Source organism: Citrobacter sp. Cu233 (assembly GCF_030332225.1).
In the GTDB taxonomy this organism is placed as follows: Bacteria; Pseudomonadota; Gammaproteobacteria; order Enterobacterales; family Enterobacteriaceae; genus Citrobacter.
On record NZ_JAOWIF010000031.1, the window covers coordinates 1 to 26,722 of the forward strand.

General features: G+C 51.8%; 28 protein-coding genes. 17 read left to right on the forward strand and 11 right to left on the reverse strand.

Annotation, left to right across the window (positions count from 1 at the left end):
* Positions 1-275 precede the first annotated feature (275 nt).
* On the forward strand, positions 276-1,574 hold the full coding sequence (locus OGX95_RS06475) for an MFS transporter (protein ID WP_286628822.1): 1,299 nt from the start codon (positions 276-278) through the stop codon (positions 1,572-1,574).
* Here the strand turns inward: OGX95_RS06475 and OGX95_RS06480 are convergent.
* The 5 genes from OGX95_RS06480 to trxC all read right to left on the reverse strand — a co-directional run bounded on the left by OGX95_RS06480 (position 1,571) and on the right by trxC (position 7,293).
* Complete coding sequence (locus tag OGX95_RS06480; protein ID WP_502872767.1) at positions 1,571-1,906, reverse strand: YfiM family lipoprotein; 336 nt, start codon at positions 1,904-1,906, stop codon at positions 1,571-1,573. The two genes, OGX95_RS06475 and OGX95_RS06480, sit on opposite strands and share 4 nt — an antisense overlap.
* Before the next feature lie 32 nt (positions 1,907-1,938).
* Positions 1,939-3,294, reverse strand: coding sequence for a CDP-diacylglycerol--serine O-phosphatidyltransferase (gene pssA / locus OGX95_RS06485; protein WP_286629305.1), 1,356 nt, complete (start codon positions 3,292-3,294; stop codon positions 1,939-1,941).
* Positions 3,295-3,408: 114 nt separating this feature from the next.
* Positions 3,409-6,069 (reverse strand): bifunctional acetate--CoA ligase family protein/GNAT family N-acetyltransferase, encoded by a 2,661-nt coding sequence (locus OGX95_RS06495; protein ID WP_286628823.1) that lies wholly within the window; start codon positions 6,067-6,069, stop codon positions 3,409-3,411.
* Between the two features lie 36 nt (positions 6,070-6,105).
* Positions 6,106-6,804 (reverse strand): tRNA-uridine aminocarboxypropyltransferase, encoded by a 699-nt coding sequence (tapT, locus tag OGX95_RS06500; RefSeq protein ID WP_286628824.1) that lies wholly within the window; start codon positions 6,802-6,804, stop codon positions 6,106-6,108.
* A 69-nt stretch (positions 6,805-6,873) separates the two neighbouring features.
* Positions 6,874-7,293, reverse strand: coding sequence for a thioredoxin TrxC (gene trxC / locus OGX95_RS06505; protein ID WP_137383461.1), 420 nt, complete (start codon positions 7,291-7,293; stop codon positions 6,874-6,876).
* Positions 7,294-7,500: 207 nt separating this feature from the next.
* On the opposite strand from trxC, the gene OGX95_RS06510 reads away from it, so the two are divergent.
* Complete coding sequence (locus OGX95_RS06510) at positions 7,501-8,580, forward strand: tRNA/rRNA methyltransferase (RefSeq protein ID WP_286628828.1); 1,080 nt, start codon at positions 7,501-7,503, stop codon at positions 8,578-8,580.
* A 33-nt stretch (positions 8,581-8,613) separates the two neighbouring features.
* Here the strand turns inward: OGX95_RS06510 and ung are convergent, their stop codons facing one another.
* Positions 8,614-9,303, reverse strand: coding sequence for a uracil-DNA glycosylase (gene ung, locus OGX95_RS06515; RefSeq protein WP_286628829.1), 690 nt, complete (start codon positions 9,301-9,303; stop codon positions 8,614-8,616).
* 318 nt (positions 9,304-9,621) lie between these two features.
* On the opposite strand from ung, the gene grcA reads away from it, so the two are divergent.
* Positions 9,622-10,005: an autonomous glycyl radical cofactor GrcA gene (gene grcA, locus OGX95_RS06520; protein WP_003037563.1), complete on the forward strand. Its 384-nt coding sequence runs from the start codon at positions 9,622-9,624 to the stop codon at positions 10,003-10,005.
* Between the two features lie 79 nt (positions 10,006-10,084).
* Here the strand turns inward: grcA and eamB are convergent, their stop codons facing one another.
* Positions 10,085-10,672: a cysteine/O-acetylserine transporter gene (eamB, locus tag OGX95_RS06525; protein ID WP_286628830.1), complete on the reverse strand. Its 588-nt coding sequence runs from the start codon at positions 10,670-10,672 to the stop codon at positions 10,085-10,087.
* Positions 10,673-10,774: 102 nt separating this feature from the next.
* Here eamB and OGX95_RS06530 point away from each other — a divergent pair, with 102 nt between their 5' ends.
* Entirely contained in the window at positions 10,775-11,671 is an 897-nt protein-coding gene (locus OGX95_RS06530) for a LysR family transcriptional regulator (RefSeq protein WP_286628832.1), read from the forward strand.
* 17 nt (positions 11,672-11,688) lie between these two features.
* On the opposite strand, the gene srmB is transcribed toward OGX95_RS06530, so the two are convergent.
* Positions 11,689-13,017, reverse strand: coding sequence for an ATP-dependent RNA helicase SrmB (gene srmB, locus OGX95_RS06535; protein WP_286628833.1), 1,329 nt, complete (start codon positions 13,015-13,017; stop codon positions 11,689-11,691).
* A 130-nt stretch (positions 13,018-13,147) separates the two neighbouring features.
* Between srmB and trmN the strand changes: the two genes are divergently transcribed.
* Positions 13,148-13,885: a tRNA(1)(Val) (adenine(37)-N(6))-methyltransferase TrmN gene (gene trmN, locus OGX95_RS06540; protein ID WP_286628835.1), complete on the forward strand. Its 738-nt coding sequence runs from the start codon at positions 13,148-13,150 to the stop codon at positions 13,883-13,885.
* Here trmN and nadB read toward each other — a convergent pair.
* Complete coding sequence (gene nadB, locus OGX95_RS06545; protein ID WP_286628836.1) at positions 13,870-15,492, reverse strand: L-aspartate oxidase; 1,623 nt, start codon at positions 15,490-15,492, stop codon at positions 13,870-13,872. The two genes, trmN and nadB, sit on opposite strands and share 16 nt — an antisense overlap.
* A gap of 263 nt (positions 15,493-15,755) precedes the next feature.
* On the opposite strand from nadB, the gene rseD reads away from it, so the two are divergent.
* From rseD to acpS, 12 genes are all read left to right on the forward strand, one after another.
* Entirely contained in the window at positions 15,756-15,920 is a 165-nt protein-coding gene (rseD, locus tag OGX95_RS06550; RefSeq protein WP_124022090.1) for a rpoE leader peptide RseD, read from the forward strand.
* The gene (gene rpoE, locus OGX95_RS06555; protein ID WP_003037573.1) at positions 15,917-16,492 is read left to right on the forward strand and encodes an RNA polymerase sigma factor RpoE; all 576 of its coding nucleotides are present in this window, start codon (positions 15,917-15,919) and stop codon (positions 16,490-16,492) included. The genes rseD and rpoE overlap by 4 nt, the downstream gene beginning before the upstream one ends.
* Before the next feature lie 31 nt (positions 16,493-16,523).
* Entirely contained in the window at positions 16,524-17,174 is a 651-nt protein-coding gene (gene rseA, locus OGX95_RS06560; protein WP_271440664.1) for an anti-sigma-E factor RseA, read from the forward strand.
* Positions 17,174-18,130, forward strand: a complete 957-nt coding sequence (gene rseB, locus OGX95_RS06565; protein WP_286628838.1) for a sigma-E factor regulatory protein RseB — start codon at positions 17,174-17,176, stop codon at positions 18,128-18,130. The genes rseA and rseB overlap by 1 nt, the downstream gene beginning before the upstream one ends.
* Complete coding sequence (gene rseC / locus OGX95_RS06570) at positions 18,127-18,606, forward strand: SoxR-reducing system protein RseC (RefSeq protein WP_286628839.1); 480 nt, start codon at positions 18,127-18,129, stop codon at positions 18,604-18,606. Before rseB ends, rseC begins: the two co-directional genes overlap by 4 nt.
* Before the next feature lie 273 nt (positions 18,607-18,879).
* Entirely contained in the window at positions 18,880-20,679 is a 1,800-nt protein-coding gene (lepA, locus tag OGX95_RS06575; protein ID WP_005130327.1) for a translation elongation factor 4, read from the forward strand.
* 15 nt (positions 20,680-20,694) lie between these two features.
* The gene (gene lepB / locus OGX95_RS06580; RefSeq protein ID WP_286628840.1) at positions 20,695-21,669 is read left to right on the forward strand and encodes a signal peptidase I; all 975 of its coding nucleotides are present in this window, start codon (positions 20,695-20,697) and stop codon (positions 21,667-21,669) included.
* A 238-nt stretch (positions 21,670-21,907) separates the two neighbouring features.
* Positions 21,908-22,588 carry a ribonuclease III gene (gene rnc / locus OGX95_RS06585; RefSeq protein WP_003037579.1) on the forward strand — a complete coding sequence of 227 codons (681 nt, stop codon included), beginning with the start codon at positions 21,908-21,910 and terminating at the stop codon, positions 22,586-22,588.
* A complete protein-coding gene (gene era / locus OGX95_RS06590) occupies positions 22,585-23,490 on the forward strand; it encodes a GTPase Era (RefSeq protein WP_286628842.1) in 906 nt (301 codons plus the stop codon). The genes rnc and era overlap by 4 nt, the downstream gene beginning before the upstream one ends.
* Positions 23,491-23,622: 132 nt before the next feature.
* Positions 23,623-24,333 carry a DNA repair protein RecO gene (gene recO / locus OGX95_RS06595; protein ID WP_286629306.1) on the forward strand — a complete coding sequence of 237 codons (711 nt, stop codon included), beginning with the start codon at positions 23,623-23,625 and terminating at the stop codon, positions 24,331-24,333.
* A gap of 16 nt (positions 24,334-24,349) precedes the next feature.
* Entirely contained in the window at positions 24,350-25,081 is a 732-nt protein-coding gene (gene pdxJ / locus OGX95_RS06600) for a pyridoxine 5'-phosphate synthase (RefSeq protein ID WP_286628843.1), read from the forward strand.
* Positions 25,081-25,461 carry a holo-ACP synthase gene (acpS, locus tag OGX95_RS06605; protein WP_005130319.1) on the forward strand — a complete coding sequence of 127 codons (381 nt, stop codon included), beginning with the start codon at positions 25,081-25,083 and terminating at the stop codon, positions 25,459-25,461. The genes pdxJ and acpS overlap by 1 nt, the downstream gene beginning before the upstream one ends.
* Positions 25,462-25,524: 63 nt before the next feature.
* Here the strand turns inward: acpS and OGX95_RS06610 are convergent, their stop codons facing one another.
* Both OGX95_RS06610 and OGX95_RS06615 read right to left on the reverse strand, forming a co-directional pair.
* The gene (locus OGX95_RS06610) at positions 25,525-25,785 is read right to left on the reverse strand and encodes a YfhL family 4Fe-4S dicluster ferredoxin (RefSeq protein WP_137383471.1); all 261 of its coding nucleotides are present in this window, start codon (positions 25,783-25,785) and stop codon (positions 25,525-25,527) included.
* 55 nt (positions 25,786-25,840) lie between these two features.
* A complete protein-coding gene (locus OGX95_RS06615) occupies positions 25,841-26,689 on the reverse strand; it encodes a MurR/RpiR family transcriptional regulator (RefSeq protein ID WP_048210891.1) in 849 nt (282 codons plus the stop codon).
* Between the last annotated feature and the right edge of the window lie 33 nt (positions 26,690-26,722).

Below are 26,722 nucleotides of genomic sequence, written 5' to 3' on the forward strand. Positions count from 1 at the left end.
TTTTTTGCGTGTGCGCTGGACTGAACGTATTTTGCAGGCCTGGGCACATTGCCGGATGCGGCGTGCTGCCTTATCCGGCCTACAACTGCAACACTATCGGGTACAAAGCAACACCTCACTCTTCCCTCGAACATTTCTTAATCCTTTCCCTGCTAATTAAAATTGCGATCTATCTCTCACAATAAATAATAACAATTATATAACATTTGTTTTACTAAAATGGATACGAAACATCATTGATAGATTCATAAGATCCTGGCAGGGGTACAATTCTAATGGCTGATAGTAGTGTAACTGAGAACGGGGCGCTGGCAGATGGCGACACCCGTCGTCGTATATGGGCAATTGTTGGTGCATCGTCAGGGAATCTGGTTGAATGGTTTGATTTCTATATCTACTCTTTCTGTTCCCTTTATTTTGCCCACATATTTTTTCCTTCCGGAAATACCACCACTCAATTGTTACAAACCGCCGGCGTTTTCGCTGCAGGCTTTCTGATGCGGCCAATCGGGGGATGGCTTTTTGGCCGTATTGCGGATAAACACGGACGTAAAAAGTCTATGTTGTTATCTGTCTGCATGATGTGCATGGGATCGCTGGTGATCGCCTGTCTACCTGGATATGAGACGATCGGCACCTGGGCTCCCGCGCTATTACTGCTGGCCAGATTATTCCAGGGGCTATCTGTTGGTGGGGAATACGGTACTAGCGCGACTTACATGAGTGAAGTGGCAGTTGAAGGTAAGAAAGGATTCTATGCATCGTTCCAGTACGTTACGTTAATTGGTGGGCAACTACTGGCATTACTTGTTGTGGTCATACTACAGCAAACCCTGGACGATTCTGCGCTCAGAGCCTGGGGCTGGCGTATTCCGTTTGCACTGGGTGCTGTGTTAGCTATTGTGGCATTGTGGCTGCGTCGTCAACTGGATGAAACATCAAAACAGGATGTCCGTGCGTTGAAAGAAGCGGGTTCTCTGAAAGGGTTGTGGCGTAACCGCAAAGCCTTTCTTATGGTTCTGGGGTTCACCGCTGCTGGCTCTCTGTGTTTTTATACGTTTACGACCTACATGCAGAAATATCTGGTCAATACGGCGGGTATGCATGCCAACGTGGCCAGCGGCATTATGACGGCTGCATTGTGCGTGTTTATGTTGGTACAACCGCTGTTCGGTGCGTTGTCAGATAAAATAGGCCGACGGACTTCAATGCTATGCTTTGGTGCGCTGGCGACGATTTTCACTGTGCCTATTCTGTCTGCACTGCAGAATGTGAGTTCTCCGTTTGTGGCATTTGCCCTTGTGATGTGCGCCTTGCTGATCGTCAGTTTCTATACGTCCATCAGCGGGATACTGAAGGCAGAGATGTTTCCGGCGCAGGTCCGTGCGCTGGGGGTGGGATTATCGTATGCGGTAGCCAATGCCCTGTTTGGGGGGTCGGCTGAATATGTCGCGCTATCCCTAAAATCTGTCGGTATGGAAACGTCATTCTTCTGGTATGTCACTGCGATGGCGGTGGTCGCATTCCTGGTTTCGCTGATGTTACACCGTAAGGGAAAAGGCTTACGCCTCTAATGATGTGCCAGTTGCCAAACGGCATAGCCGGTTGATGCGCCCGCCACATCCCAGGCAAAGTCTTTCCAGCTCCAGCCGCTCCCAGTGGGTCGGCTGTCCCACAGCTCTTTTGATGCACCAAGGCTGACTGAGAACATCAAACCGATAGCTGCGCTACGATCGCGACTGTTTCCCTGATGTTGTGCATACTCGTTCCCTGCTGCGGCAAGCATGGCCGAGGCGATAAAGTGTTGAGCTTTGTCTTGCCCACTCCAGCTGTCGTTAGCCATGTGGCTACAACCGGAAAGAAGCAAAACACTGGCAAGAATACACAGGCGCACCGTTGCCTCCATAGGAAAAACCCCGTCACTGGACGGGGTCTTGATTACAGAATACGGCTGATTAATCTGTCGATTCGAATACGACGTAATCGACGGATAAGCTTACGCACTTTCACCGGATAGTCAGCAATACTTTGCAAGTCGCGATAGTGTTTCACGACGGTGGTGTGGGTGCGGATAAGCTCCAGCTCTTTATCACGCTGGGGAGTCAGTTCCTGCTGGGGATCATGGATAAGAATGGCGTTTTCCAAATCCAGCCGCCAGGCGCGGGGGTTAAGATTATTGCCGGTAAGCAGCATCCATTTATCATCAACCCACATGCCTTTCAGATGATAGGTGTTGTCATCATCTTTCCATAAGCGCACGACCAGCTGGTCAGTATTCACGTAATACTGCAGTCTGCTCAGGAAACGACGCAGATTTATTTCATACAGATAAGGCAGCGCACCGATGATCTTGAATGGCTCATCTTCCGGAATGAAAAAGTCGTTGGCGGTTTTATCACCGACAATGATTTCAACTTTTTTCCCTTCACGCAGCAGTTGAATGATATTGCGCACCAGTATGGCAGGCAGGTTGAAATAAGGGGTACAGATTGTGAGTTTGTGCTCCGCACAGGGCATGAGGTGGAAAATAGTCTTATTTAACAGACTGGATTTTCCGAGCCCAACCAGCGGCGTGACCGAAAGCTGTTCATTATCCGCATCACCCTGAAAATGGAAGGATGCATCGCGCAATTCCTGGCGGTACAGGCGGATATCGTTTTTAATTTCCGGACTTTTAGGACGATGGATATCATCGAGACGATTAACGCCGCGCCCATTCATCAGGTTTTGCGTAACCCAATCGTACATGATATCGGCCATCTTCGTGTTGCGAATCAGCTGATAGCGGTCATAGCGGTATTTATCATGTTGGTGTAAGTAAACATCGTTCAGACTGGCCCCGCTATACAGGACGCTATCATCAATGATAAAGCCTTTAAAATGCAGAACACCAAGCGCTTCGCGGGTGTTAATCGGCACGCCGTAGACAGGGATATCGATACCAGGGTTTTCTTGCGCCATGCGGCAATACCAGTCAGCGTTGGTATTGGATGCCGCAACACCAATGCGTCCACGCTGAGCTCGATGCCAGTCGACAAGCACCCGGATATCCAGTTCAGGACGCTGCCGCTTTGCCGCATAGAGCGCGTCGAGTATGCCTTTACCGCCGTCATCCTGTTCCAGATACAGCGCAATAATGCAGATCCGTCGCGTCGCGCTGGCAATTTTCTCCAGCAGAGTCTCCCTGAAATTTGCGGGAGCATAAAAGAAATCTACATCATCAACTGACTGAGAAATCTTAGGTAGTTGGGCAAGGTGTTGTTGATGTTTATTACGCTTAAATTTTGACAACATCACAGTGCATTTCTTCTCTGTTCATTGAAGGGTCCTCTGTGCTTTGCAGACGACATAAGCGGGCAATGATACCACCAGTACCCATGAATGTGGTCAACATTTCCAGTACCTTACTCACGATTCCTCATATTGGGCCAGATTCAGCGTTAGCCCAACAATTCCCTCTTCGAGCTGGACGTCGACATCAAACCCGAGTTTTCGGGCCAGGGCGACCATCCCACGATTGTTTGGCATCGTAATACCATTTAAACGTCTAAGTCCGTGATCTCGGGTGTATGCAATCAACTTTTCCATCAACCGGCGACCTAAACCCAGCCCTTTGAGGTCTGAACGAACCAGTACGGCAAATTCCGCATCGATATTATCCGGATCGGAGATGGCCCGCGTCACGCCGAGGATCTCTTCGTGGTTATCACGACAACGCACGGCCACAAAGGCCATTTCCCGATCGTAGTCGATCTGCGTCATGTTGGCTAAATCTTCATGGGTGAATTCGTTGATCTCACTGAAGTAGCGATAATAAAGATCTTCTTTCGTCACCTGTGAAATGAATTGCTGCAAATAGGGTTCATCTTCCGGCAGAATAGGGCGGAACAGACAGCGCTCGCCGTTCTTCATCTCGACCCACTCTTCAAGCTGATGGGGATAAGGGCGTATCGCCAGTCTGCTTTCGTTATCGCCCGTGAAAGGGCCAATATCCAGTGTGACGTCCAGTGCAGTAAATTCCCCAGCAGAGGCCAACAGAGGATGGATATCCAGGCGCTGAATTTCCGGACAGTCTACGATCAGGTTGGAGACCTGGACCAACAGTTGGCTTAAGCCTGCAATATCTAAGGGACGTAGTGCGCTGCGAGCGCGGATCTTTTTGTTTTTGATCCCCTGGATCACCAGATAACGCGCCAGGTTCATGTTGAGTGGTGGCAATGCGACAACAGCTTGCTCTTCAGGACGCCACTCAACGCCACCTTCACCCAACATAATCAGTGGGCCAAACACAGGATCATGTTCGACGACGACGCGCAGCTCCTGAGCACCGGCGCGGTTAGCCATACTTTGTACTAACAAACCGTGGATACGTGCCTGTGGCCAGGCCATTCTTACCCGATCAAAAATCGCATTCGCAGCCTGCTGCACTTCTATTGCCGTACGCAGGTACAACATAACCCCCTGAACTTCCGACTTATGCGGGATATCAGGAGAGCGAAGCTTCAGTGCTACCGGGTAACCGATTTGTTCTGCGATGTGTACGGCTTCCGCACTGTCGCTGGCGATCCAGGTAGGTAGAGTGTGTAAACCATAGGCTTGCAAAATCGGCTGCACTTCATGGGTATCCAGCGATGTTGCTCCCTCAGCAATCGCCTGCTGTAACAGACTATGCGCTTCGGCGGTGTTAGCGGTCAGGCTATCGGGTAGGGCTGGTGTTTCTCGCAGTTGCTTCTGGTTACGCCGATATTCGACCATATGCATGAAGGCCGTAATGGTACCTTCCGGTGTGCGATAGGTGGGTAATCCGGCTTCACTAAACAGCCTGCGAGCTTCCTGGGATGAAAACTCGCCGCACCAGTTGGTCAGCAAGGAGACGAACTTACCTCGCGGATGGTGTTTGACGGCTTCAATTAGCGCCTGTGCGCTCTCGGTTCCGGGGGCTGCCGCACTGGGTGAGTGAATGACCATCAGTGCGTCGAAATCCTGACTGGCGAGTAAAATATCCAGTGTCTTGACGTAATGTTCGCTGCTGGCATCGTCACGCAGATCCAGTGGATTGGCAATATCTACGTGAGCAGGTAAGGCATCGCGTAATTTCTGACAGGTTTCCTCACTCAGCGCGGCCAGCTTACCGTTTCTCGACCACAGCTCATCTAATGCCAGCGCCGCGGGAGCGGCCCCATTGCTAATGATCATCAGTCTGTCGCCGCGTAACGGGCGCATATGGCTCAGGGTTTCGACTGCCGAGAAAAGCTCATGAGTGTCCTGTACGCGCAATAAACCAGCACGTTGAATCGCTGCATCCCAGGCCGGGTCCATTCCGGCACTGGTATGCAGTAAACGCTGTGCTGCGGGGCTACGGCCGCTTTTAATCACCAGAATAGGTTTGTTACGCGAGGCGCTACGCGCGGCTGAGACAAAACGCCGGGCATCGCTTAAATGTTCGAGGTAGAGCAATATCGCGCTGGTTTTACTGTCGCGCGCCAGGTAATCCAGTAGTTCATCAACATCAATATCCAGGCTGTCGCCCAGCGCGATAAACCAGGAAAACCCCATATCGCGCTGCTGCGCCCAGTCCAGAATGGTGTTGGAAATCGCCGCCGACTGGGAGATAAAAGCAAGCTTGCCGCGTTTAATCGGAACGGGAGAAAAGCTGGCGTTAAGCCCTTGCCAGGGGGCCAGAACCCCGAGACTGTTAGGGCCCAGTAGACGAATTTTATAACGTGATGCGCAGGCCAGCAGTTCAGCATGCTGTGCCGCGGGAGCCGAGAGAATAATGCAGGTTTTGCAGCCTTTCTCGCCCAGTGCTTCCAGTAACGCCAGATTACGGCTGGCATTGGTACACAAAATGGCCAGGTCAGGAGAAAAAGGCAGGCTGCCAATATTGGGCCAGGCCAGTACGCCCAACACTGCTTTCCAGGCGGGTGTCACTGGTAAAACGGGGCCGTTGAACCCTCCTGCCAGCAGGTTACGCATCATCAGGTATCCTGCTCGATTTGGCTTCATTGACGCCCCAATCACTGCAATGGACTTCGGTCGCAGTAGCGCTTCCAGACCACGTTGACTCATATCGGCTTCCTTAATGACTCCAGTGACCGAATGATTTTAAACGCTTTCTATTGACTCTGCTGTGACGCTTCCCTGATGTTGAGTTTTTCCTGCCAGGTAGCGTGTTTTAAAGCGAGTAAAGTGGGCGCTTAAGCCCTCAGCTGCTTGCGTATCTCCTGCCAAATCCAACAAGGCAATGGCGACTTCGGCAGTGCAGTATTGTCCCTCGGCGTGCACCCCGCGCAGGTGGTAAGCGGAAAGGCGCGATAGATCGACGGAGATCACCGGCAGGTTGTCGAGGTAGGGACTTTTACGGAACATTTTACGTGCTTCCGGCCAGGTGCCATCAAGCATGATAAACAACGGTGGTTTACCGGCTGGTGGTGTGAAAATGACGTCACGTTCTTCACCGGCATAAGACGCGGGGAAAACGACCATTGGCTGATAATCAGGATGTTGCACCAGATCAAGCAGCTCCTGCGGTGGTTCGGTGCGAGACCACTGAAAAGCAGCAGTGTTGGGTAAAATATCGGCAATCAAACGTCCCGTGTTACTGGGCTTCATCGGTTCGGTATCGAACATCATCAGACAAAAACGGCTTTTGGCCTGAGAAGACACCCATGTGGCGCACAGACAGAGTTTTAGCGGTAGCAGACAACGCTGACAGCGACGAATGCGGTTGCCTCGGGCAAGAAAAGGACGTGTGGCGCGCGCGAGGCGCTCGGCGCGTAACTGAAGAACAGCGTTATCGGTCATGGGGAAACACGTTGAAAAACGCTATTGTCGCAGAGGTGAAAACGGGGCACAAGATGCGCCCCGCAGAGATTATAACGATTCGTTAAGCCAGCTATCAAACGGGGCTTTGGGTACAGCGCCATTCAGCATATCGACGACTTCACCCTTCCTGAAGATCATGATGGTCGGAATGCTGCGGATGCCGAAACGTGCACTGAGTTCGCGTTCAGCTTCCGTATTCACTTTAACAAAGCGCACTTTACCGCTACGCTCTTCCGCGACATCTTCAAAAATAGGTGCGAAGTTACGGCACGGACCACACCATGGTGCCCAAAAATCAACGACCACCGGAAGATCGTCTTTTAGCAGCTTATCCAGCGTTTCACCGGTCGCATTGATCACCTCCCCGTCAAACAGGTCGTGACCACAGCGTCCGCATTTGGCCGCTTCCTGAACACGATCGTCGGGAATGCGGTTGATAGCCTGGCAGCTGGTACAAACGGTATTCATAACTAACCTCTGGATGAGTAGGGTGGACTTTGCGGCAATGACGCCAGTATGTTTCTATTATGTTACATATTATCGGAGAGACTGTTTTAAACAACAATGCGTTTTATTCAATGAGTACAATAGTCATTAGCTTTTAAATGAAATAATGGCTAACGACGTGCACATCGGGTAATCTGCGCGCTTCGCGCAGAGCAGGTGGAGAAAAACATGAGCGACGAACTGAAGAACAAAAACGGCAAGGTCAAAGTGATGTACGTCCGCAGTGACGATGACTCGGATAAACGCACCCAAAATCCACGTACTGGCAAAGGCGGCGGTCGCCCCGGTACTTCCCGAGCCGAAGGCGGTCGTCGCCCTGCCCGTGATGACAGAAAGGGTCCGAACAGTGAACGCGGTCGTGAGCGTGGTCGTGACCGCGATGTAGAACGCGATCGCAGACGTGAAGATTCACCGTGGCGTACCGTATCCCGCGCACCGAATGATGATATTGCGGATAAAGCCGATCATGGTGGCATCAGCGGTAAGAGCTTTATCGATCCTGAAGTACTGCGTCGTCAGCGCGCGGAAGAAACCCGCGTTTATGGCGAAAATGCGTGTCAGGCGCTGTTCCAGAGCCGCCCGGATGCCATCGTCCGCGCCTGGTTTATTCAGAGCGTAACACCGCGATTCAAAGAAGCATTGCGCTGGATGGCGGCAAACCGCAAAGCCTATCACGTGGTTGATGAGGCCGAACTGGCGAAAGCGTCTGGTACTGAGCACCATGGCGGTGTTTGCTTCCTGATCAAAAAACGTAACGGTACTACCGTTAAGCAGTGGGTTGGTCAGGCGGGGGCGCAAGATTGTGTGCTGGCGCTGGAAGATATCGCCAATCCGCATAACCTGGGCGGTATGATGCGCAGCTGCGCACACTTCGGCGTGAAAGGCGTCGTGGTACAGGATGCAGCGCTGCTGGAATCCGGTGCAGCCATCCGTACTGCGGAAGGTGGTGCCGAGCATGTTCAACCGATTACTGGCGACAGTATTGTGGATGTGCTGGATGATTTCCGCCAGGCGGGTTACACCGTCGTCATGACCTCAAGCGACAAAGGTAAGCCGCTATTTAACACCACGCTGCCAGAAAAAATGGTGCTGGTGTTAGGCCGCGAACGTGAAGCTCTGCCAGAAGCAGCTTGCTCAGCAGACGACCTGTGCGTTGCGATTGATGGTACTGGCAACGTAGAAACGCTTAACGTCTCCGTTGCGACAGGTGTACTGCTCGCGGAGTGGTGGCGTCAGAACAAAGCCTGATAATAAAAATGCCAGCGATTCGCTGGCATTTTTTTACTCGCTCTCCGCCGGCAATACCGGCATCCAGTCGATCGGCTTTTCTCCCCGTTGTTCCAGCCATTCATTTGCCAGTACAAAGTGATTACAACCAAAGAAACCGCGATGGGCAGAAAGGGGGGACGGGTGCGGCGCTTTCAGCACATGGTGGCGCTGTGCATCAATAATGGACCCTTTCTTCTGGGCGTGAGAGCCCCAAAGCAGGAAAACAACGCCTTCACGATGTTCGTTAATCAGGCTAATGACTTTATCGGTAAAGGTTTCCCAACCCAGGCTGGCATGTGAATGTGCCTGACCTGCCCGAACGGTGAGAACAGTGTTCAGTAGCAACACTCCCTGACGAGCCCAGCTCTCCAGGTATCCATGCGTCGGACGGGTAAATCCTGGGATGGTGGCTTCCAGCTCTTTATACATGTTCAGTAATGACGGCGGAGTGGCGATGCCTGGACGTACAGAGAAAGCCAGACCATGGGCCTGCCCTGGACCGTGGTAAGGATCTTGTCCCAGAATGACAACTTTAACGTCGCCAAGCTCAGTAAAGCGAAAAGCGTTAAACACATCTTTTTGTGGCGGATAAATTGTCATACCTGACTGGCGTTCGCCGGCAACGGTATGCAACGTGTTCACAAAATAGGGCTGCTGTTTCTCTTCAGCCAGCACATCGTGCCAGGTTAATTCGGTGGCCATCTCGCTCTCCTGCGATTTTTTCAATCCCCATAGCTTAACTGCTTCTTTCAACGGCGCAAAATTCTGCACGTTTCTCAAAGAGCTACCCCTTAAAGATAGTTGAAAATTTATGTAAAAAGTTTACCTGCGCACATGGCGTAAGTTGATGTAAAACAATAAAATCCACCTATCACCACTTTTCATGTGTGGTTTTTGTTGATTTAAATCAAAGATTCAAGGGTGTGTGAGGGGTATATATACACTCAAGCAACAATGGTTTTACCAATTGGCCGGATGAGGCCAACCGAAATCAAATAATTTTGCCGGGGAGGCATCAACATGATTACAGGTATCCAGATTACTAAAGCTGCAAACGACGACCTGCTGAACTCTTTCTGGCTGCTGGACAGCGAAAAAGGCGAAGCACGCTGCATCGTTGCGAAAGCAGGTTTCAACGCTGATGAAGTCGTTGCCGTCAGCAAACTGGGCGAAATCGAATACCGTGAAGTACCGGTAGATGTACAGCCAGAAGTGCGCGTAGAAGGTGGCCAGCACCTGAACGTTAACGTTCTGCGTCGTGAAACGCTGGAAGATGCAGTTAAGCACCCGGAAAAATATCCGCAGCTGACCATCCGTGTTTCTGGTTATGCAGTACGTTTTAACTCGCTGACTCCAGAACAGCAGCGCGACGTTATTGCTCGTACCTTTACTGAGAGCCTGTAAGGCTCGCGGGGAGTAACCCCGATTAGCAGAAAATCAGAAGGCGGAAGATGTTAGTGCAGCTTCCGCCTTTTCACCTCCGTTAGTAAAAAATCCTCACCGCACAATAAACCAACAGTAATGCCAGAACGATATTCAGCTGCCGTCCATAGTGGCGAAAAATCCGCTGGAAAAGATGACCAGCCAGCGCCCAGCAGGCATTGCCAAAGGTTCCAATCAGCGCCAGCAAAATACTGACACTCACTAACCAGTAAGCATCCTGGGTATATGGCAACACAAACGTGGATAACGCGGTAATGCCGTACAAAATGATTTTGACGTTCACAAACTGCAAACCAAAACTCGCCCAAAAGCTAATCGGTTTCGCCTGTAGGCTATCGTTTGAGGCTGGGCTGGTGGCGATTTTCATTGCCAGCCATAAAATGTAGGCTGCCCCTGCCCAACTCAGCCAATGAATGATAGCCGGATCCAGGACGGCCAGCGAAAACGAGATCCCGGCGCACAGCAGCATGACGATTAAAAAGCCCAGGCTCATTCCTGCCAGAACACGCGTGCTCTGACGTAAGCCATGTGATGTTGCCGCACTCAGCGCGAGGATATTATTCGGGCCGGGTGTTAGCGCAGTAATCAGTGTATAGGTCCAGAATGCACTTAAAAGCATGGGGGTCACTTGTTATCTCCTCTGTTTTAGCAGACAGTACCCGAGACACAACATTTTAAAAAATGAATGTTTTTGCATTTTGAATTCGATAATTTCGATGGGTTGGTGAGGATGGATTTACGTCGGTTTATTACGTTAAAAACGGTAGTGGAAGAGGGCTCATTCCTTCGGGCTTCACAAAAACTTTGCTGTACGCAATCGACCGTAACGTTTCATATTCAACAGCTTGAACAAGAACTCTCAATACAGTTATTCGAAAAAATTGGTCGGCGGATGTGTCTCACCAGTGAGGGTAAACGGCTGATGCCGCATATACATGACCTGACTCGCGTGATGGCGTCGATCCGTCAGACGGCGCAACAAGATGCACAGCCGAGCGGTGATCTCCGCGTCGCAACCGGAGAAACGTTGCTGGCCTATAAAATGCCGCAGGTTTTACAGCGCTTTAAACAACGCGCTCCTAATGTTCGATTGTCCCTACAGTCGCTCAATTGTTATGTCATTCGTGATGCTCTGCTGGGTGATGAGGTTGATCTGGGGGTGTTTTATCGGGTGGGAAATGATGATGCGCTTGAGATGTTGTCACTGGGTGAACAGCCACTGGCGCTGGTCGCCTCTCCGGCTCTTCAGGATGTTGATTTCACTCAGCATAATCAGCATATTCCCTGCACTTTTATCATTAATGAACCGCAATGTATTTTTAGACAGCGTTTTGAAAGTATGCTGCGTAAGCGACAGATTACGCTGGAAAACACTATCGAGCTATGGAGTATCGAAAGCATCAAGCAGTGTGTTTCTGCGAATCTTGGTGTCAGTTTTTTACCGCGGTTTACCGTCGAGAAGGAATTACGCTCAGGTGAATTAATAGAGTTGCCATTCAGTCAGGAGCCTGAACTGATTACCGCATTGTGCGCACATCATGCCGGAAAAGTCGTTAGCCCGGCGATGCGGGTTTTTATAGAATGTATTTCAGAGAGCTTTGCCGTGCATGAAAAAATGCCGGGCTGACTGGCCCGGCATTCTGCTTACTCTTTGTCGGTCTGCTGTGGGGCAGTACCGCTTGGCTTGCGACGTTTGCCGATATTCTTGGCATCGCGGTGACGTTTCTTCACTCGCGGCTTTTCTTTATCTTTGGCTTTTTTCTCTGCGCGTTTCGCCAGTACTTTCTTGGATGGCTTGCCGTTAGACTTCTCACTTGGCGCACGCGTTGTTGGACGCAGTTCATCAATGACGCGTGCCTTCAATGGCTCGTCAATATAACGACTCGCTTTGCCGAGTAACAGGTGGTCATGCGCTTCAACCAGAGAAATCGCAGTACCTTTCCGCCCGGCACGACCAGTACGGCCAATGCGGTGCAGATAGGCATCGCCACTGCGCGGCATGTCGAAGTTAAACACGTGGCTGACGTCCGGGATGTCGATACCACGCGCAGCTACATCTGTTGCAACCAGTACGTTCACACGACCATCGGTCAGACGTTTGATCGCTTCGTTACGCTTAATCTGCACCATCTCGCCTTCGAGATAGCAGTTATTAATGCCAGCCTGGCGCAGCCAACCTGCCAGCTCGTGCACACGCTCACGTTTACGGACAAAGACGATTGAGCGGGTCGCTTCCGGCTGTTTTAGCAGATGGATCAGCAGAGCTGTTTTATGTTCGATGTCATCGGCACGGTAGTACCATTGATGGATCTTCTTGCGTTCGCGTGTCGACGGATCCGCAGAAACTTCAACCGGATCGTCCAGCAGACGTTCGGCAAAATCTTTTATCGCATCACCTTCCAGCGTGGCTGAGAACAGCATGGTCTGCTTACGCCAGCGGGTTTCACCGGCAATATGCTCGATGTCCTGGGCAAAGCCCATGTCCAGCATGCGATCGGCTTCATCAAGGATCAGTGTCTCAACCGCATGACAGTCAAAGTTCTCTTCTTTGATGTATTGCAGCAAACGACCCGTGGTGGCGACCACGATGTCCTGGTTTTCGCTGAAGACTTCCATGTGGTTCATGTAAGCCACGCCGCCAGTAATGGTGGCAATATCCAGATGCGTATTTTTGGCCAATTCACGGGCGTGTTCGGCAACCTGCATCGCCAGTTCGCGCGTTGGCGTCAGGATTAAAATGCGTGGTGGACCGGATTTCTTGCGCGGGAAGTCGAGCAGGTGCTGCAACGCTGGCAGCAAGTATGCCGCCGTTTTACCGGTGCCTGTCGGCGCAGAACCGAGTACATCACGGCCATCGAGCGCAGGCGGAATGGCGGCAGCCTGAATGGCGGTCGGGCGAGTGAAACCTTTTTCCTGGAGGGCTTCCAGCAGGCTTTCATCGAGTTCAAGTTCGGAAAAAGTCGTTACAGTCATGTTCTACCTCTGAGTGGGGCGCTGATTATAGACGTTACGGCTGCAATCTTCATCTGTTTGTATGGATATACCTTCTCAGGTATTGTTTTTATCCTATGTTATCGTTTTTTTCCCAGGAAGGTTGTTCTTCATGCCTCAGTCTACATCCGTACTTCGGCGTAATGGGTTTACTTTTAAGCAGTTTTTTGTGGCACACGATCGTTGTGCAATGAAAGTCGGAACGGACGGTATTTTATTGGGTGCCTGGGCCCCTGTGGCCGGCGTAAAACGGATCCTTGATATTGGTACCGGGAGTGGCCTGCTGGCGCTGATGCTGGCCCAACGTACAGACGAGAACGTCATCATTGATGCTGTTGAGCTTGATGTTGATGCTGCGCAGCAGGCGCAGGAAAACATCGCGCAATCTCCCTGGAGGCATCGTGTGACGGTGCATTCAGAGGATGCTCAGCAATGGGTACCGCGCCAGACCGTACGTTTTGACTTGATTATCAGCAATCCACCCTATTATGAACAGGGTGTGGAATGCGCAACCCCACAGCGAGAACAGGCGCGCTACACGACCACACTCGATCACGAAGCATTACTCACCCTGGCGGCTGACAGCATTACCGAAGAAGGTTTTTTTTGTGTGGTGCTACCGGAGCAAATTGGCAACGCGTTTACCCAACAGGCATTAAGTATGGGCTGGCATCTGCGTTTGCGTACGGATGTGGCGGAAACCGAGGCCCGGTTACCGCATCGGGTTTTGCTGGCTTTCTCCCCGCAGACCGGGGAGTGCTTTAGCGACAGGCTGGTTATCCGTGGGTCAGACCAGCGTTATTCTGAAGGCTACACGGCGCTGACCCAGGCATTTTATCTGTTTATGTGATGGCTTAGTGGCGAAAGAATAGAAGGGCCTGATTCAGGCAACTGCTCCGGATAATCCAGCGTGTAGTGCAGGCCCCGACTTTCTTTGCGCATCATCGCACAGCGTACAATTAATTCGGCGACCTGCACCAGATTGCGCAGTTCCAGCAAATTATTCGACACGCGGAAATGGGCGTAATATTCGTCGATTTCCTGCTGTAGCATAGTGATACGTCGCAGTGCACGCTCCAGACGTTTGGTCGTACGCACGATGCCGACGTAATCCCACATAAACAGCCGTAACTCATGCCAGTTATGCTGGATAACAACCAATTCATCCGGATTTTCTACCCGACTTTCATCCCAACCCGGCAGCGAGTTAACGCCGCGGGCATAAGGCATTCTGCGGTCAATATCTTCCGCAGCAGACCAGCCATACACCAGACACTCCAGCAGCGAGTTCGACGCCATGCGATTGGCACCATGCAGACCGGTATAGCTCACTTCGCCGATGGCATATAAACCGTCGACATCTGTGCGGCCAAAGTCATCAACCATCACACCGCCGCAGGTATAGTGTGCAGCGGGGACGATAGGGACCGGCTCTTTGGTCAGATCGATACCCAGGCCTAACAGTTTTTCATAAATCATCGGGAAATGCTGGCGGACAAATTCTTCTGGTTTATGGCTGATGTCGAGGAACATGCAGTCAGCACCCAAACGCTTCATTTCATGGTCGATGGCACGGGCGACAATATCACGTGGAGCCAGCTCGCCGCGCTTGTCAAAGTCGGGCATAAAACGTGAGCCGTCCGGGCGTTTCAGGTGCGCGCCTTCCCCACGCAGTGCTTCGGTCAGCAGAAAATTGCGCGCCTGTGGGTGATACAGTGCGGTTGGGTGAAACTGGTTAAATTCGAGATTGGCAACGCGGCAACCCGCACGCCAGGCCATGGCTATCCCATCACCGGAGGAAATATCCGGGTTGGTGGTGTATTGATACACTTTAGAAGCGCCGCCGGTAGCCAGCACGACTGACTTCGCATGACAGGTTTCAACAGCCTCTTTATTCCGGTTCCAAATCCATGCTCCAACAACCCGGCGCGTCCCCGGTAGACCAATTTTATCTGAGATGATCAGGTCCACGGCGTTACTGCGTTCCAGCACCCGAATATTCGGATGATTTTGCGCCTGGCTGACCAGCGTGGTTTCGACTTCTTTACCCGTAGCATCTGCCGCATGCAGGATTCGTCGATGGCTATGGCCGCCTTCTCGGGTCAGGTGATAGCTCTCTTCGCCGTTGGGCTGAACCTGAGTATCAAATAAGACGCCTTGATCAATCAGCCACTGGACACATGAACGGGCGTTGCTGGCAACAAACTCAACGGCATGACGATCGCAAAGACCGGCCCCTGCAATCAGCGTGTCTTCAACGTGAGAGTCAATGCTGTCGGTTTCATCAAAAACGGCGGCGATGCCACCCTGAGCATAAAATGTCGAGCCTTCGCTAACCGGCCCTTTGCTCAGGACAATGACCTGATGTTTTTCAGCCAGGCGTAGCGCCAGTGAAAGTCCGGCAGCCCCGCTGCCAATGATCAGTACATCACAGAATAATTCGGGAGTCGTATTCATGATTTTTGTTTAATTTACTAAACAGAGTTTGGTCACCATAGCACCACATTGCGCGATACTGCACGTTTTATTTTTAACTGTGTTGCAATGGCTAAACATAGAGGAAAGGCATGGGGATGAGTGAAAGAGCAAAAATATTTTGTGAAGCAGGCCGTTAGCATCAGATTATGAGGTGAAATAAAGTGGCTGTTGGGTTACTCTGCAAGCGGTGAAATGGGCATTTCTATACAGATAGTGCGTTGATCGGGTTATGTAGACTTATAATGAGAGATAAGACCTGTCTACAACATGACAAACAAAAACAAATGCGTAACGGAACTTTACGAAACTTGAGCACTCTAAGCTTTTGCTTGCTCATAGTGAAGCTTATGGAGTGGCGTTTCGAAAGCGCGTGGAAATTTGGTTTGGGGAGACTTTACCTCGGATGAGCGAGCAGTTAACGGACCAGGTCCTGGTTGAACGGGTCCAGAAGGGAGATCAGAAAGCCTTTAACTTACTGGTGGTTCGCTACCAGCATAAGGTGGCGAGTCTGGTTTCCCGCTATGTACCTTCGGGCGATGTTCCCGATGTTGTACAAGAAGCATTTATCAAGGCCTATCGTGCGCTGGACTCGTTCCGGGGAGATAGTGCTTTTTATACCTGGCTGTATCGTATTGCAGTCAATACAGCGAAGAATTACCTGGTCGCTCAGGGGCGTCGTCCACCTTCCAGTGATATAGATGCGATTGAAGCAGAAAATTACGAAAGTGGCGGAGCTCTGAAAGAAATTTCGAACCCTGAGAACTTAATGTTGTCAGAAGAACTGAGACAGATAGTTTTCCGAACTATTGAGTCCCTCCCGGAAGATTTACGCATGGCAATAACCTTGCGGGAGCTGGATGGCCTGAGCTATGAAGAGATAGCCGCTATCATGGATTGTCCGGTGGGTACGGTGCGTTCACGTATCTTCCGAGCGAGGGAAGCTATTGATAATAAAGTTCAACCGCTTATCAGGCGTTGACGATAGCGGGATACTGGAAAAGGTATTAGGCATGCAGAAAGAAAAACTTTCCGCTTTAATGGATGGCGAAACGCTGGACACTGAGTTACTTAAAGAGTTGACTCATGACCCGGAAATGCAAAAAACCTGGGAGAGTTATCACCTGATCCGCGATTCTATGCGAGGTGATACCGCCGACGTTCTCCATTTCGATATTTCCGACCGCGTAATGGCTGCCATCGCAGATGAGCCCGTACGTCAGGCGGCGCCATTGATCCCTGAGGCCCAGCCAGCACCGCATCAGTGGCAGAAAATGCCATTCTGGAAGAAAATGCGTCCGTGGGCCGCGCAGCTTACCCAGATGGGTGTGGCCGCGTGTGTATCACTTGCAGTTATTGTTGGCGTCCAGCACTATAATGGACAATCTGAAACGTCCCAGCAGCCCGAAACGCCGGTATTTAATACCTTACCGATGATGGGTAAAGCCAGTCCGGTGAGCCTGGGTGTACCTTCTGACGCGACAGCCAGTGGCGGTCAGCAACAGCAGGTACAGGAGCAGCGTCGTCGTATTAATGCCATGTTGCAGGATTACGAACTGCAACGTCGACTGCACTCCGAACAGCTTCAGTTTGAGCAGGCGCAAACACAGCAAGCCGCTGTCCAGGTGCCAGGAATTCAAACTTTAGGAACGCAATCGCAGTAATGAAGCAACTTTGGTTTGCCATGTCACTTGTGGCTGGTAGCCTGTTCTTCTCTGTAAACGCCTCGGCCAATCCTGCGTCCGGGGCGTTGTTGCAGCAGATGAATCTGGCCAGCCAGTCGCTCACCTATGAGCTGTCATTTGTCAGCATCAATAAACAGGGCGTTGAATCCCTACGTTATCGCCATGCCCGCCAGGACAACCGCCCTCTTGCACAGTTGTTGCAAATGGATGGACCGCGCCGGGAAGTGGTGCAACGTGGCAACGAAATCAGTTACTTTGAGCCAGGACTCGAACCGTTCACGCTGAATGGCGACTATATCGTTGATTCTCTGCCATCCCTGATTTACACCGACTTTAAACGTCTTGCTCCCTACTATGATTTTATCGCGGTAGGCCGCACGCGTATTGCAGACCGACTCTGTGAAGTTATCCGCGTGGTAGCGCGTGACGGTACGCGTTACAGCTACATCGTCTGGATGGACACCGAAACCAAGCTGCCAATGCGTGTCGATCTCCTCGATCGGGATGGCGAAACGCTGGAACAATTCCGCGTTATCGCCTTTACCGTCAATAGTGGGGTTAGCGACAGCATGCAGACGCTGGCGAAAGCAAATCTTCCGCCGTTACTGTCTGTTCCGGCGGGAGAGAAAACTAACTTCAACTGGAGTCCATCGTGGTTACCACAAGGATTCAGTGAGGTCTCCAGTAGCCGACGTCCACTGCCGACAATGGATAACATGCCGATTGAATCACGTCTGTATTCTGATGGCCTGTTCAGTTTTTCTGTGAACGTGAACCGCGCCTCGCAAAACAGCGCCGATCAACTGCTGCGCACCGGACGCCGAACGGTCAGTACTACCGTTCGGGATAACGCCGAAATAACCATTGTGGGCGAGCTCCCGCCGCAAACGGCAAAACGTATCGCGGACAATATTAAGTTCAGGGCAGCGCAATGATTAAGGAATGGGCAACGGTTGTTTCCTGGCAAAATGGTCTGGCGACGGTCAGCTGCGATGTTAAAGCATCGTGTAGCAGCTGCGCGTCGCGGGCGGGATGTGGCAGTCGTGTGCTGAACAAACTGGGGCCGCAAACAACACATACTATTGTGGTACCCAGCGATGAACCGCTGACGCCAGGGCAAAAAGTTGAACTGGGTATTGCCGAAGGGAGTCTGTTAGGTTCGGCGATGCTGGTTTATATGTCTCCGCTGGCGGGACTCTTTATTTTTGCTGCGCTGTTTCAGGTGCTGTTTGGCAGCGATATCGCCGCACTAAGCGGGGCGATACTGGGCGGCGTGGGGGGATTCCTGATTGCGCGAGGATATTCCCGTAAGCTTGCTGAGCGCGAAGCCTGGCAACCGGTTATTCTCAACATTGCTCTCCCGCCTGATCTGATTCGCGTTGAAACACCATCTACCGAAACGACCCCATGATATTCTTGCCGGATGGCGGCTTCGCCTTATCCGGCCTACAAACGATCAGTAAGCCCGATAAGCTTGTGCCATCGGGCATCACGCTTCTCTTACGATGTTTTACATCAGAAAAGCGATGCCGTTTCCAGTTCCCGCTATCCTTGCTCTATGAACATTTCCTCGCCTCGGCGATGTAGTGTAGAATGCGGCGTTTCACTAAAACAGACGTTAAGCTCAGAACAGCGACTTCTCAGAGCCTGCTCAGGCAGGCGTAAGGCACAATAATTACACTATATGAAGAACATACGTAACTTTTCAATCATAGCTCACATCGACCACGGTAAATCGACGCTGTCTGACCGTATTATCCAGATCTGCGGTGGCCTGTCTGACCGTGAAATGGAAGCGCAGGTTCTCGACTCGATGGATCTTGAGCGTGAGCGCGGTATTACTATCAAAGCGCAGAGCGTGACGCTCGATTTCAAAGCATCTGATGGTGAAACCTACCAGCTTAACTTTATCGACACGCCGGGCCACGTTGACTTCTCTTATGAAGTTTCTCGCTCGCTTGCCGCCTGTGAAGGCGCACTGCTGGTCGTTGATGCCGGGCAGGGTGTTGAAGCGCAAACACTGGCTAACTGCTATACCGCCATGGAAATGGATCTGGAAGTTGTGCCGGTGCTGAACAAAATTGACCTGCCAGCCGCCGATCCAGAGCGCGTGGCGGAAGAGATTGAAGATATCGTCGGTATCGATGCGGCTGACGCTGTCCGTTGCTCGGCGAAAACCGGGGTTGGCGTGACTGACGTTCTTGAACGTCTGGTACGTGATATTCCGCCGCCGGAAGGTGACCCGGAAGGCCCGTTACAGGCACTGATCATCGACTCCTGGTTCGACAACTATCTCGGTGTGGTCTCGCTGGTCCGTATTAAAAACGGAACCATGCGTAAAGGCGACAAAATCAAAGTGATGAGCACCGGTCAGGTCTACAATGCCGACCGTCTGGGCATCTTTACGCCGAAACAGGTTGACCGTACCGAACTGAAGTGTGGCGAGGTGGGTTGGTTAGTTTGCGCCATTAAAGACATCCTCGGCGCACCGGTAGGCGATACCCTGACATTGGCTCGTAACCCGGCGGATAAACCCCTGCCTGGCTTTAAAAAAGTGAAGCCGCAGGTTTACGCGGGTCTGTTCCCGGTTAGCTCCGACGACTACGAAAACTTCCGTGATGCGCTTGGTAAGCTGAGCCTGAACGATGCTTCCCTGTTCTACGAGCCGGAAAGCTCTACCGCGCTGGGCTTCGGCTTCCGCTGTGGCTTCCTGGGTCTGCTGCACATGGAGATCATTCAGGAACGTCTGGAACGTGAATACGATCTTGATCTGATCACCACCGCGCCGACCGTAGTTTACGAAGTGGAAACCACCGCGAAAGAGACTATCTACGTCGATAGCCCGTCCAAGCTGCCGCCGCTGAACAATATCTACGAACTGCGCGAACCGATTGCTGAATGTCACATGCTGTTGCCGCAGGCATACCTCGGTAACGTTATTACGCTGTGTATCGAGAAGCGTGGTGTACAGACCAACATGGTTTACCACGGTAACCAGGTTGCGCTGACCTATGAAATTCCAATGGCAGAAGTGGTCCTCGACTTCTTCGATCGTCTGAAGTCAACCTCTCGTGGCTACGCGTCGCTGGATTATAACTTCAAACGTTTCCAGGCCTCCGACATGGTACGTGTTGATGTTCTCATCAACAACGAACGCGTCGATGCACTGGCGCTGATTACTCACCGCGATAACTCCCAGAGCCGTGGCCGTGAACTGGTCGAGAAGATGAAAGATCTGATCCCTCGCCAGCAATTTGATATCGCAATTCAGGCGGCCATTGGTACGCACATCATTGCGCGTTCAACGGTTAAGCAACTGCGTAAAAACGTTCTGGCTAAGTGCTACGGTGGTGATATCAGCCGTAAGAAAAAACTGCTGCAAAAACAGAAAGAGGGTAAAAAGCGAATGAAGCAGATCGGTAACGTCGAACTGCCGCAGGAAGCCTTCCTCGCTATTCTGCATGTCGGTAAAGACAGCAAATAATCTTAAGGAGTTGGCATGGCGAACATGTTTGCCCTGATTCTGGTGATTGCCACACTGGTGACGGGCATTTTATGGTGCGTAGATAAGTTTGTCTTCGCGCCAAAACGCCGGGAGCGCCAGGCTGCGGCACAGGCCGCTGCAGGTGATTCACTGGATAAAGCGACGCTGAAAAAAGTTGCCCCTAAGCCGGGCTGGCTGGAAACCGGTGCATCCGTTTTCCCGGTACTGGCTATTGTGCTGGTGGTGCGTTCATTTATTTATGAACCCTTCCAGATCCCGTCGGGTTCGATGATGCCAACACTGTTGATTGGTGATTTTATTCTGGTAGAGAAATTTGCCTACGGAATTAAAGATCCTATTTATCAGAAAACGCTAGTCGAAACAGGCCACCCGAAACGCGGTGACATCGTGGTATTTAAATACCCGGAAGATCCGCGTCTGGACTACATCAAACGCGCTGTCGGTTTACCGGGAGATAAAGTGACGTACGATCCGGTGGCGAAAGAGGTCACTATTCAGCCAGGATGCAGTTCTGGTCAGGCGTGTGAAAACGCGCTGCCGGTAACCTATTCCGATGTTCAGCCAAGCGATTTTGTGCAGACGTTTGCTCGCCGTAACGGCGGGGAAGCGACTAGCGGTTTCTTTGAGGTTCCGCTGAACGAAACGAAAGACAACGGTATTCGCCTGACCGAGCGTAAAGAAACGCTGGGTGAGGTAACACATCGCATTCTGACCGTGCCAATTGCACAGGATCAGGTAGGGATGTATTACCGCCAGCCTGGTCAACAACTGGCAACCTGGATCGTTCCACCGGGGCATTACTTCATGATGGGTGATAACCGTGACAACAGTGCGGACAGCCGTTATTGGGGATTTGTACCGGAAGCGAATCTGGTAGGTAAAGCGACCGCAATCTGGATGAGTTTCGACAAACAAGAAGGTGAGTGGCCAACCGGCGTTCGTTTGAGCCGCATTGGTGGCATCCACTAATTGCTGATAATTGTTCACGCTGTCGTCTTAATAACGACAGCGTGAATTATTTCTCGGATTAATTCCCTCAGACTAACGACATCCCTTGTCGTTGTGTATAGAATATTCCCCCGAAGTTTTAGGTTGGCACCGTCAGGTTGCCACGGCACACGAAACAGCATTGGTCTCTCTAATGACGGGTGTATATCAGGTCTGTTTCGTGTGCTGAATTGTTGACGCATTCATTTATTGGTATCGCATGAATCCCATCGTAATTAATCGGCTTCAACGGAAGCTGGGCTACACTTTTAATCATCAGGAGCTGTTGCAGCAGGCATTAACTCACCGTAGTGCCAGCAGCAAACATAACGAGCGTTTAGAATTTTTAGGCGACTCTATTTTGAGCTTTGTTATTGCGAATGCGCTGTATCACCGTTTCCCGCGTGTGGATGAAGGTGACATGAGCCGCATGCGCGCCACGCTGGTGCGTGGAAATACGCTGGCTGAATTAGCCCGTGAATTTGACCTCGGTGAATGTTTACGCCTGGGACCGGGTGAACTGAAAAGCGGCGGTTTTCGTCGCGAATCAATTCTGGCGGATACCGTCGAAGCGTTGATCGGAGGGGTCTTCCTCGACAGCGATATTCAGACAGTTGAACAACTGATCCTGAACTGGTATCAAACGCGTCTGGACGAAATTAGTCCGGGCGACAAACAAAAAGATCCGAAAACGCGCTTGCAGGAATATTTGCAGGGCCGCCACCTGCCGCTGCCGTCTTATCTGGTGGTGCAGGTCCGTGGCGAAGCGCACGATCAAGAATTTACAATCCACTGCCAGGTCAGCGGCCTGAGTGAACCGGTGGTTGGCACAGGTTCGAGCCGACGTAAGGCTGAGCAGGCTGCCGCCGAACAGGCGTTGAAAAAACTGGAGCTGGAATGAGCGAAGAGAAAACTTACTGCGGATTTATTGCCATCGTCGGTCGCCCGAACGTCGGCAAATCCACCCTGTTGAATAATCTGCTTGGGCAGAAGATTTCCATTACCTCACGTAAGGCACAGACAACTCGTCACCGTATTGTTGGTATCCATACCGAAGGCGCGTATCAGGCGATTTATGTCGATACCCCGGGTCTGCATATGGAAGAGAAACGCGCCATCAACCGGCTGATGAACAAAGCGGCAAGCAGTTCTATCGGTGACGTTGAGCTGGTCATCTTTGTCGTGGAAGGTACGCGCTGGACGCCGGACGATGAGATGGTGCTCAACAAGCTGCGTGACGGTAAGGTCCCGGTTATTCTGGCTGTCAATAAAGTGGATAACGTCCAGGAAAAGGCCGATCTGTTGCCGCACCTGCAGTTCCTGGCAAGCCAGATGAATTTCCTTGATATCGTCCCGATGTCTGCCGAAACTGGACTGAATGTTGATACTATCGCGGGTATCGTGCGTAAACATCTGCCGGAAGCGATTCATCACTTCCCGGAAGATTACATCACCGATCGCTCCCAGCGTTTTATGGCCTCTGAGATCATCCGCGAAAAACTGATGCGTTTCCTGGGTGCTGAGCTGCCTTATTCTGTCACCGTCGAAATTGAACGTTTTATTTCCAACGAGCGCGGCGGTTACGATATCAACGGTCTGATCCTCGTTGAGCGTGAAGGGCAGAAGAAGATGGTGATTGGTAATAAAGGCGCCAAAATCAAAACCATCGGCATTGAAGCCCGTAAAGACATGCAGGAGATGTTCGAAGCGCCTGTACACCTGGAGTTGTGGGTGAAAGTGAAATCCGGCTGGGCCGATGACGAACGTGCGCTGCGCAGTCTCGGTTACGGCGACGACGTCTAATTTCACACAGGCTATGGCTTTCGAGGTGCTGGGCGGCGCTAAGGCCGCGAATCTCCGGGAGCTTACTCAAGTAAGTGATTGGGGTGAGTGGGCGCGGCCAACACACCTGCAGCTTGAAAGACGGCGGGTATGATGGAAGGATGGCAACGCGCCTTTGTCTTACATAGTCGCCCCTGGAGCGAAACCAGTCTCGTGCTGGATGTCTTCACGGAAGAGTCTGGCCGCGTGCGCCTTGTCGCCAAAGGCGCACGTTCTAAACGTTCCAATCTGAAAGGCGCACTCCAGCCTTTTACCCCGTTGTTACTTCGCTTTGGCGGCCGCGGTGAGGTGAAAACCTTACGCAGCGCGGAAGCCGTATCTTTGGCACTCCCCCTTAGCGGTATCACGTTGTACAGCGGCCTGTACATCAATGAACTCATCTCGCGCGTGCTTGAGTATGAAACCCGTTTTTCTGAACTCTTTTTCGACTACCTGAACTGCATTCAGGCACTGGCTGGCGCGACAGGTTCGCCAGAGCCGGCGCTGCGTCGCTTTGAACTGGCCTTACTTAACCACCTGGGTTACGGCGTGGATTTCACCCACTGTGCGGGCAGCGGCGAGCCGGTAGATGACACCATGACCTACCGCTATCGTGAAGAAAAAGGATTTATCGCCAGTGTCGTCATCGATAACAGCACCTTTACCGGACGCCATCTGAAAGCGCTTGAATCGCGTGAATTTCCGGATGCTGACACGCTGCGTGCTGCGAAACGCTTTACCCGTATGGCCTTAAAGCCGTATCTTGGTGGTAAGCCCTTAAAGAGCCGCGAATTATTCCGGCAGTTTCTGCCGAAGCGAAAATAAAATAACGAGGATTGTCATGGCTGAATTACTGTTAGGCGTCAACATTGATCACATTGCCACTTTACGTAATGCTCGTGGTACCGCATATCCGGACCCGGTTCAGGCCGCGTTTATCGTTGAACAGGCCGGAGCGGATGGCATCACCGTACACCTGCGTGAAGACCGTCGCCATATTACCGACCGCGACGTACGTATTCTGCGCCAGACGCTGGATACGCGAATGAATCTGGAAATGGCGGTAACCGAAGAAATGTTGGCTATCGCCGTAGAGACGAAGCCGCATTTTTGCTGCCTGGTGCCGGAAAAACGTCAGGAAGTCACGACGGAAGGGGGGCTGGACGTTGCGGGGCAGCGCGACAAAATGCGCGATGCCTGCAAGCGACTGGCTGATGCCGGAATTCTGGTCTCGTTGTTTATCGATGCGGATGAAGAACAAATTAAAGCGGCTGCCGACGTGGGCGCTCCATTCATTGAAATTCATACCGGTTGCTATGCGGATGCGAAAACCGATGCTGAACAGGCGAGTGAGCTGGCGCGTATTGCTAACGCGGCGACTTTTGCAGCCAGTTTGGGCCTGAAGGTGAATGCCGGTCACGGTTTGACGTACCATAACGTTAAAGCCATTGCGCGGATCCCGGAAATGCACGAGCTAAACATTGGGCATGCCATTATCGGACGTGCGGTGATGAGCGGGCTGAAGGACGCGGTAGTGGAAATGAAACGTCTGATGCTGGAAGCGCGTGGCTAATGGCGATTCTGGGTTTAGGCACGGATATCGTGGAGATTGCGCGGATCGAGGCGGTGATCTCCCGCTCCGGTGAACGCCTGGCCAGACGGGTCCTGAGTGACAACGAATGGGCCATCTGGGAAACGCATCAGCAACCGGTGCGTTTTCTGGCAAAGCGCTTTGCGGTAAAAGAGGCTGCAGCAAAAGCCTTCGGTACCGGCATTCGCAATGGGTTGGCGTTTAATCAGTTTGAAGTCTTCAACGATGAACTCGGTAAACCGCGCCTGCGGTTATGGGGGGAGGCGTTAAAACTGGCGGAAAAATTGGGTGTCGCGCATATGCATGTGACGCTGGCCGATGAACGGCACTACGCTTGTGCCACGGTGATTATCGAAAGCTAGTGTCAGGATTTTGTAGGCCGGATAAGGCGCTTACGCCGCCATCCGGCATGCTATCAGGGCGAGTTACAGCTTATCCGCGTGATGCATTAATACAAACTTATCCCACAGCTGTTCTTCGGTTTCGCTATGTGCCGGGTCTTTCAAAATGGTGTTGGGGATCGGACACACTTTCTGACAGGTTGGCGTGTCGTAATGGCCTACGCATTCCGTACATTTGTCGCTGTTAATCTCGTAGATGCTCTCACCCATTGAAATCGCCTCATTCGGGCATTCGGGTTCGCACATATCGCAATTGATACACTTTTTAGTGATTAACAGGGCCATCAGGAAACTCTCAAAACATCACAAATCGGGCGGGCATTATACGCGCATTCTTTGCTCAGACCAGTTTTTTTACCAGCGCTTCACTGTGGCGAATTCGTTCCGGGGCATGTTCTAAATCTTGCTGAACCAGCGCCATAAACAGTAAATCGGTCAGCATCATCTGCGCGTGCGTCGATGAAATTGCCGCGCTGCGCGTCGCTTGTTCTTCGGCAATCGTATACAGGCAATGGCTTGCTCGCTGTTGCAGGGCATTGGGTGTAAATCCGGTGATGGCAAGGATTTTGGCACCGGTACGCAATGTTTCATCCGCAGCCAGGTTGAGTTCACGACGTTCCCCGGTATAGGAAATCGCCAACAGGAGGTCGCCCGGTGAAAGTGCCTGTACCGTTGCCAGCAGGGCGTGCATATCGCGTTCCACTACCGCGTTAAAACCAATTTTCAACAGTTTCCAGGCAAAATTCTGTGCCACCAGCCCGGAGGCGCCAATTCCGGTCAGAACAATGCGTCGGGCTGAGCGTAACAAGGCGACGCTTTCCATCAGCTTTTCTTCGCTGTTGATATCCAGTGTGGCGTGCATGGCCGCAACGTTCTCCTGAATCAGTTTTTCACCAACCAGACGCATTGGGTCGTCGCCGCGGATCTGATTATGCACTGGGATAGAATGGGGATTGGGATTACTGGCCAGTGCTTCGCTGATTGCCAGTTTCAGTGCGGGAAACCCTTTAAACCCCATTTTTTGTGCGAACTTCACGACGCTGGACTGGCTGACGCCCGCTTCAAAAGCGAGTTGCTGTGAACTGAGATGACGCGCAGTATCCGGCTGTGCAAGGAGGTAATCCGCAAGCTTTTTATCGCTTTGCGCGAGGTCCGGGTAACGCTGACGAATGCGAATCAAACAGTTCATGCTGTCTCCTGGGCGAAACGTGATGGCGATTAC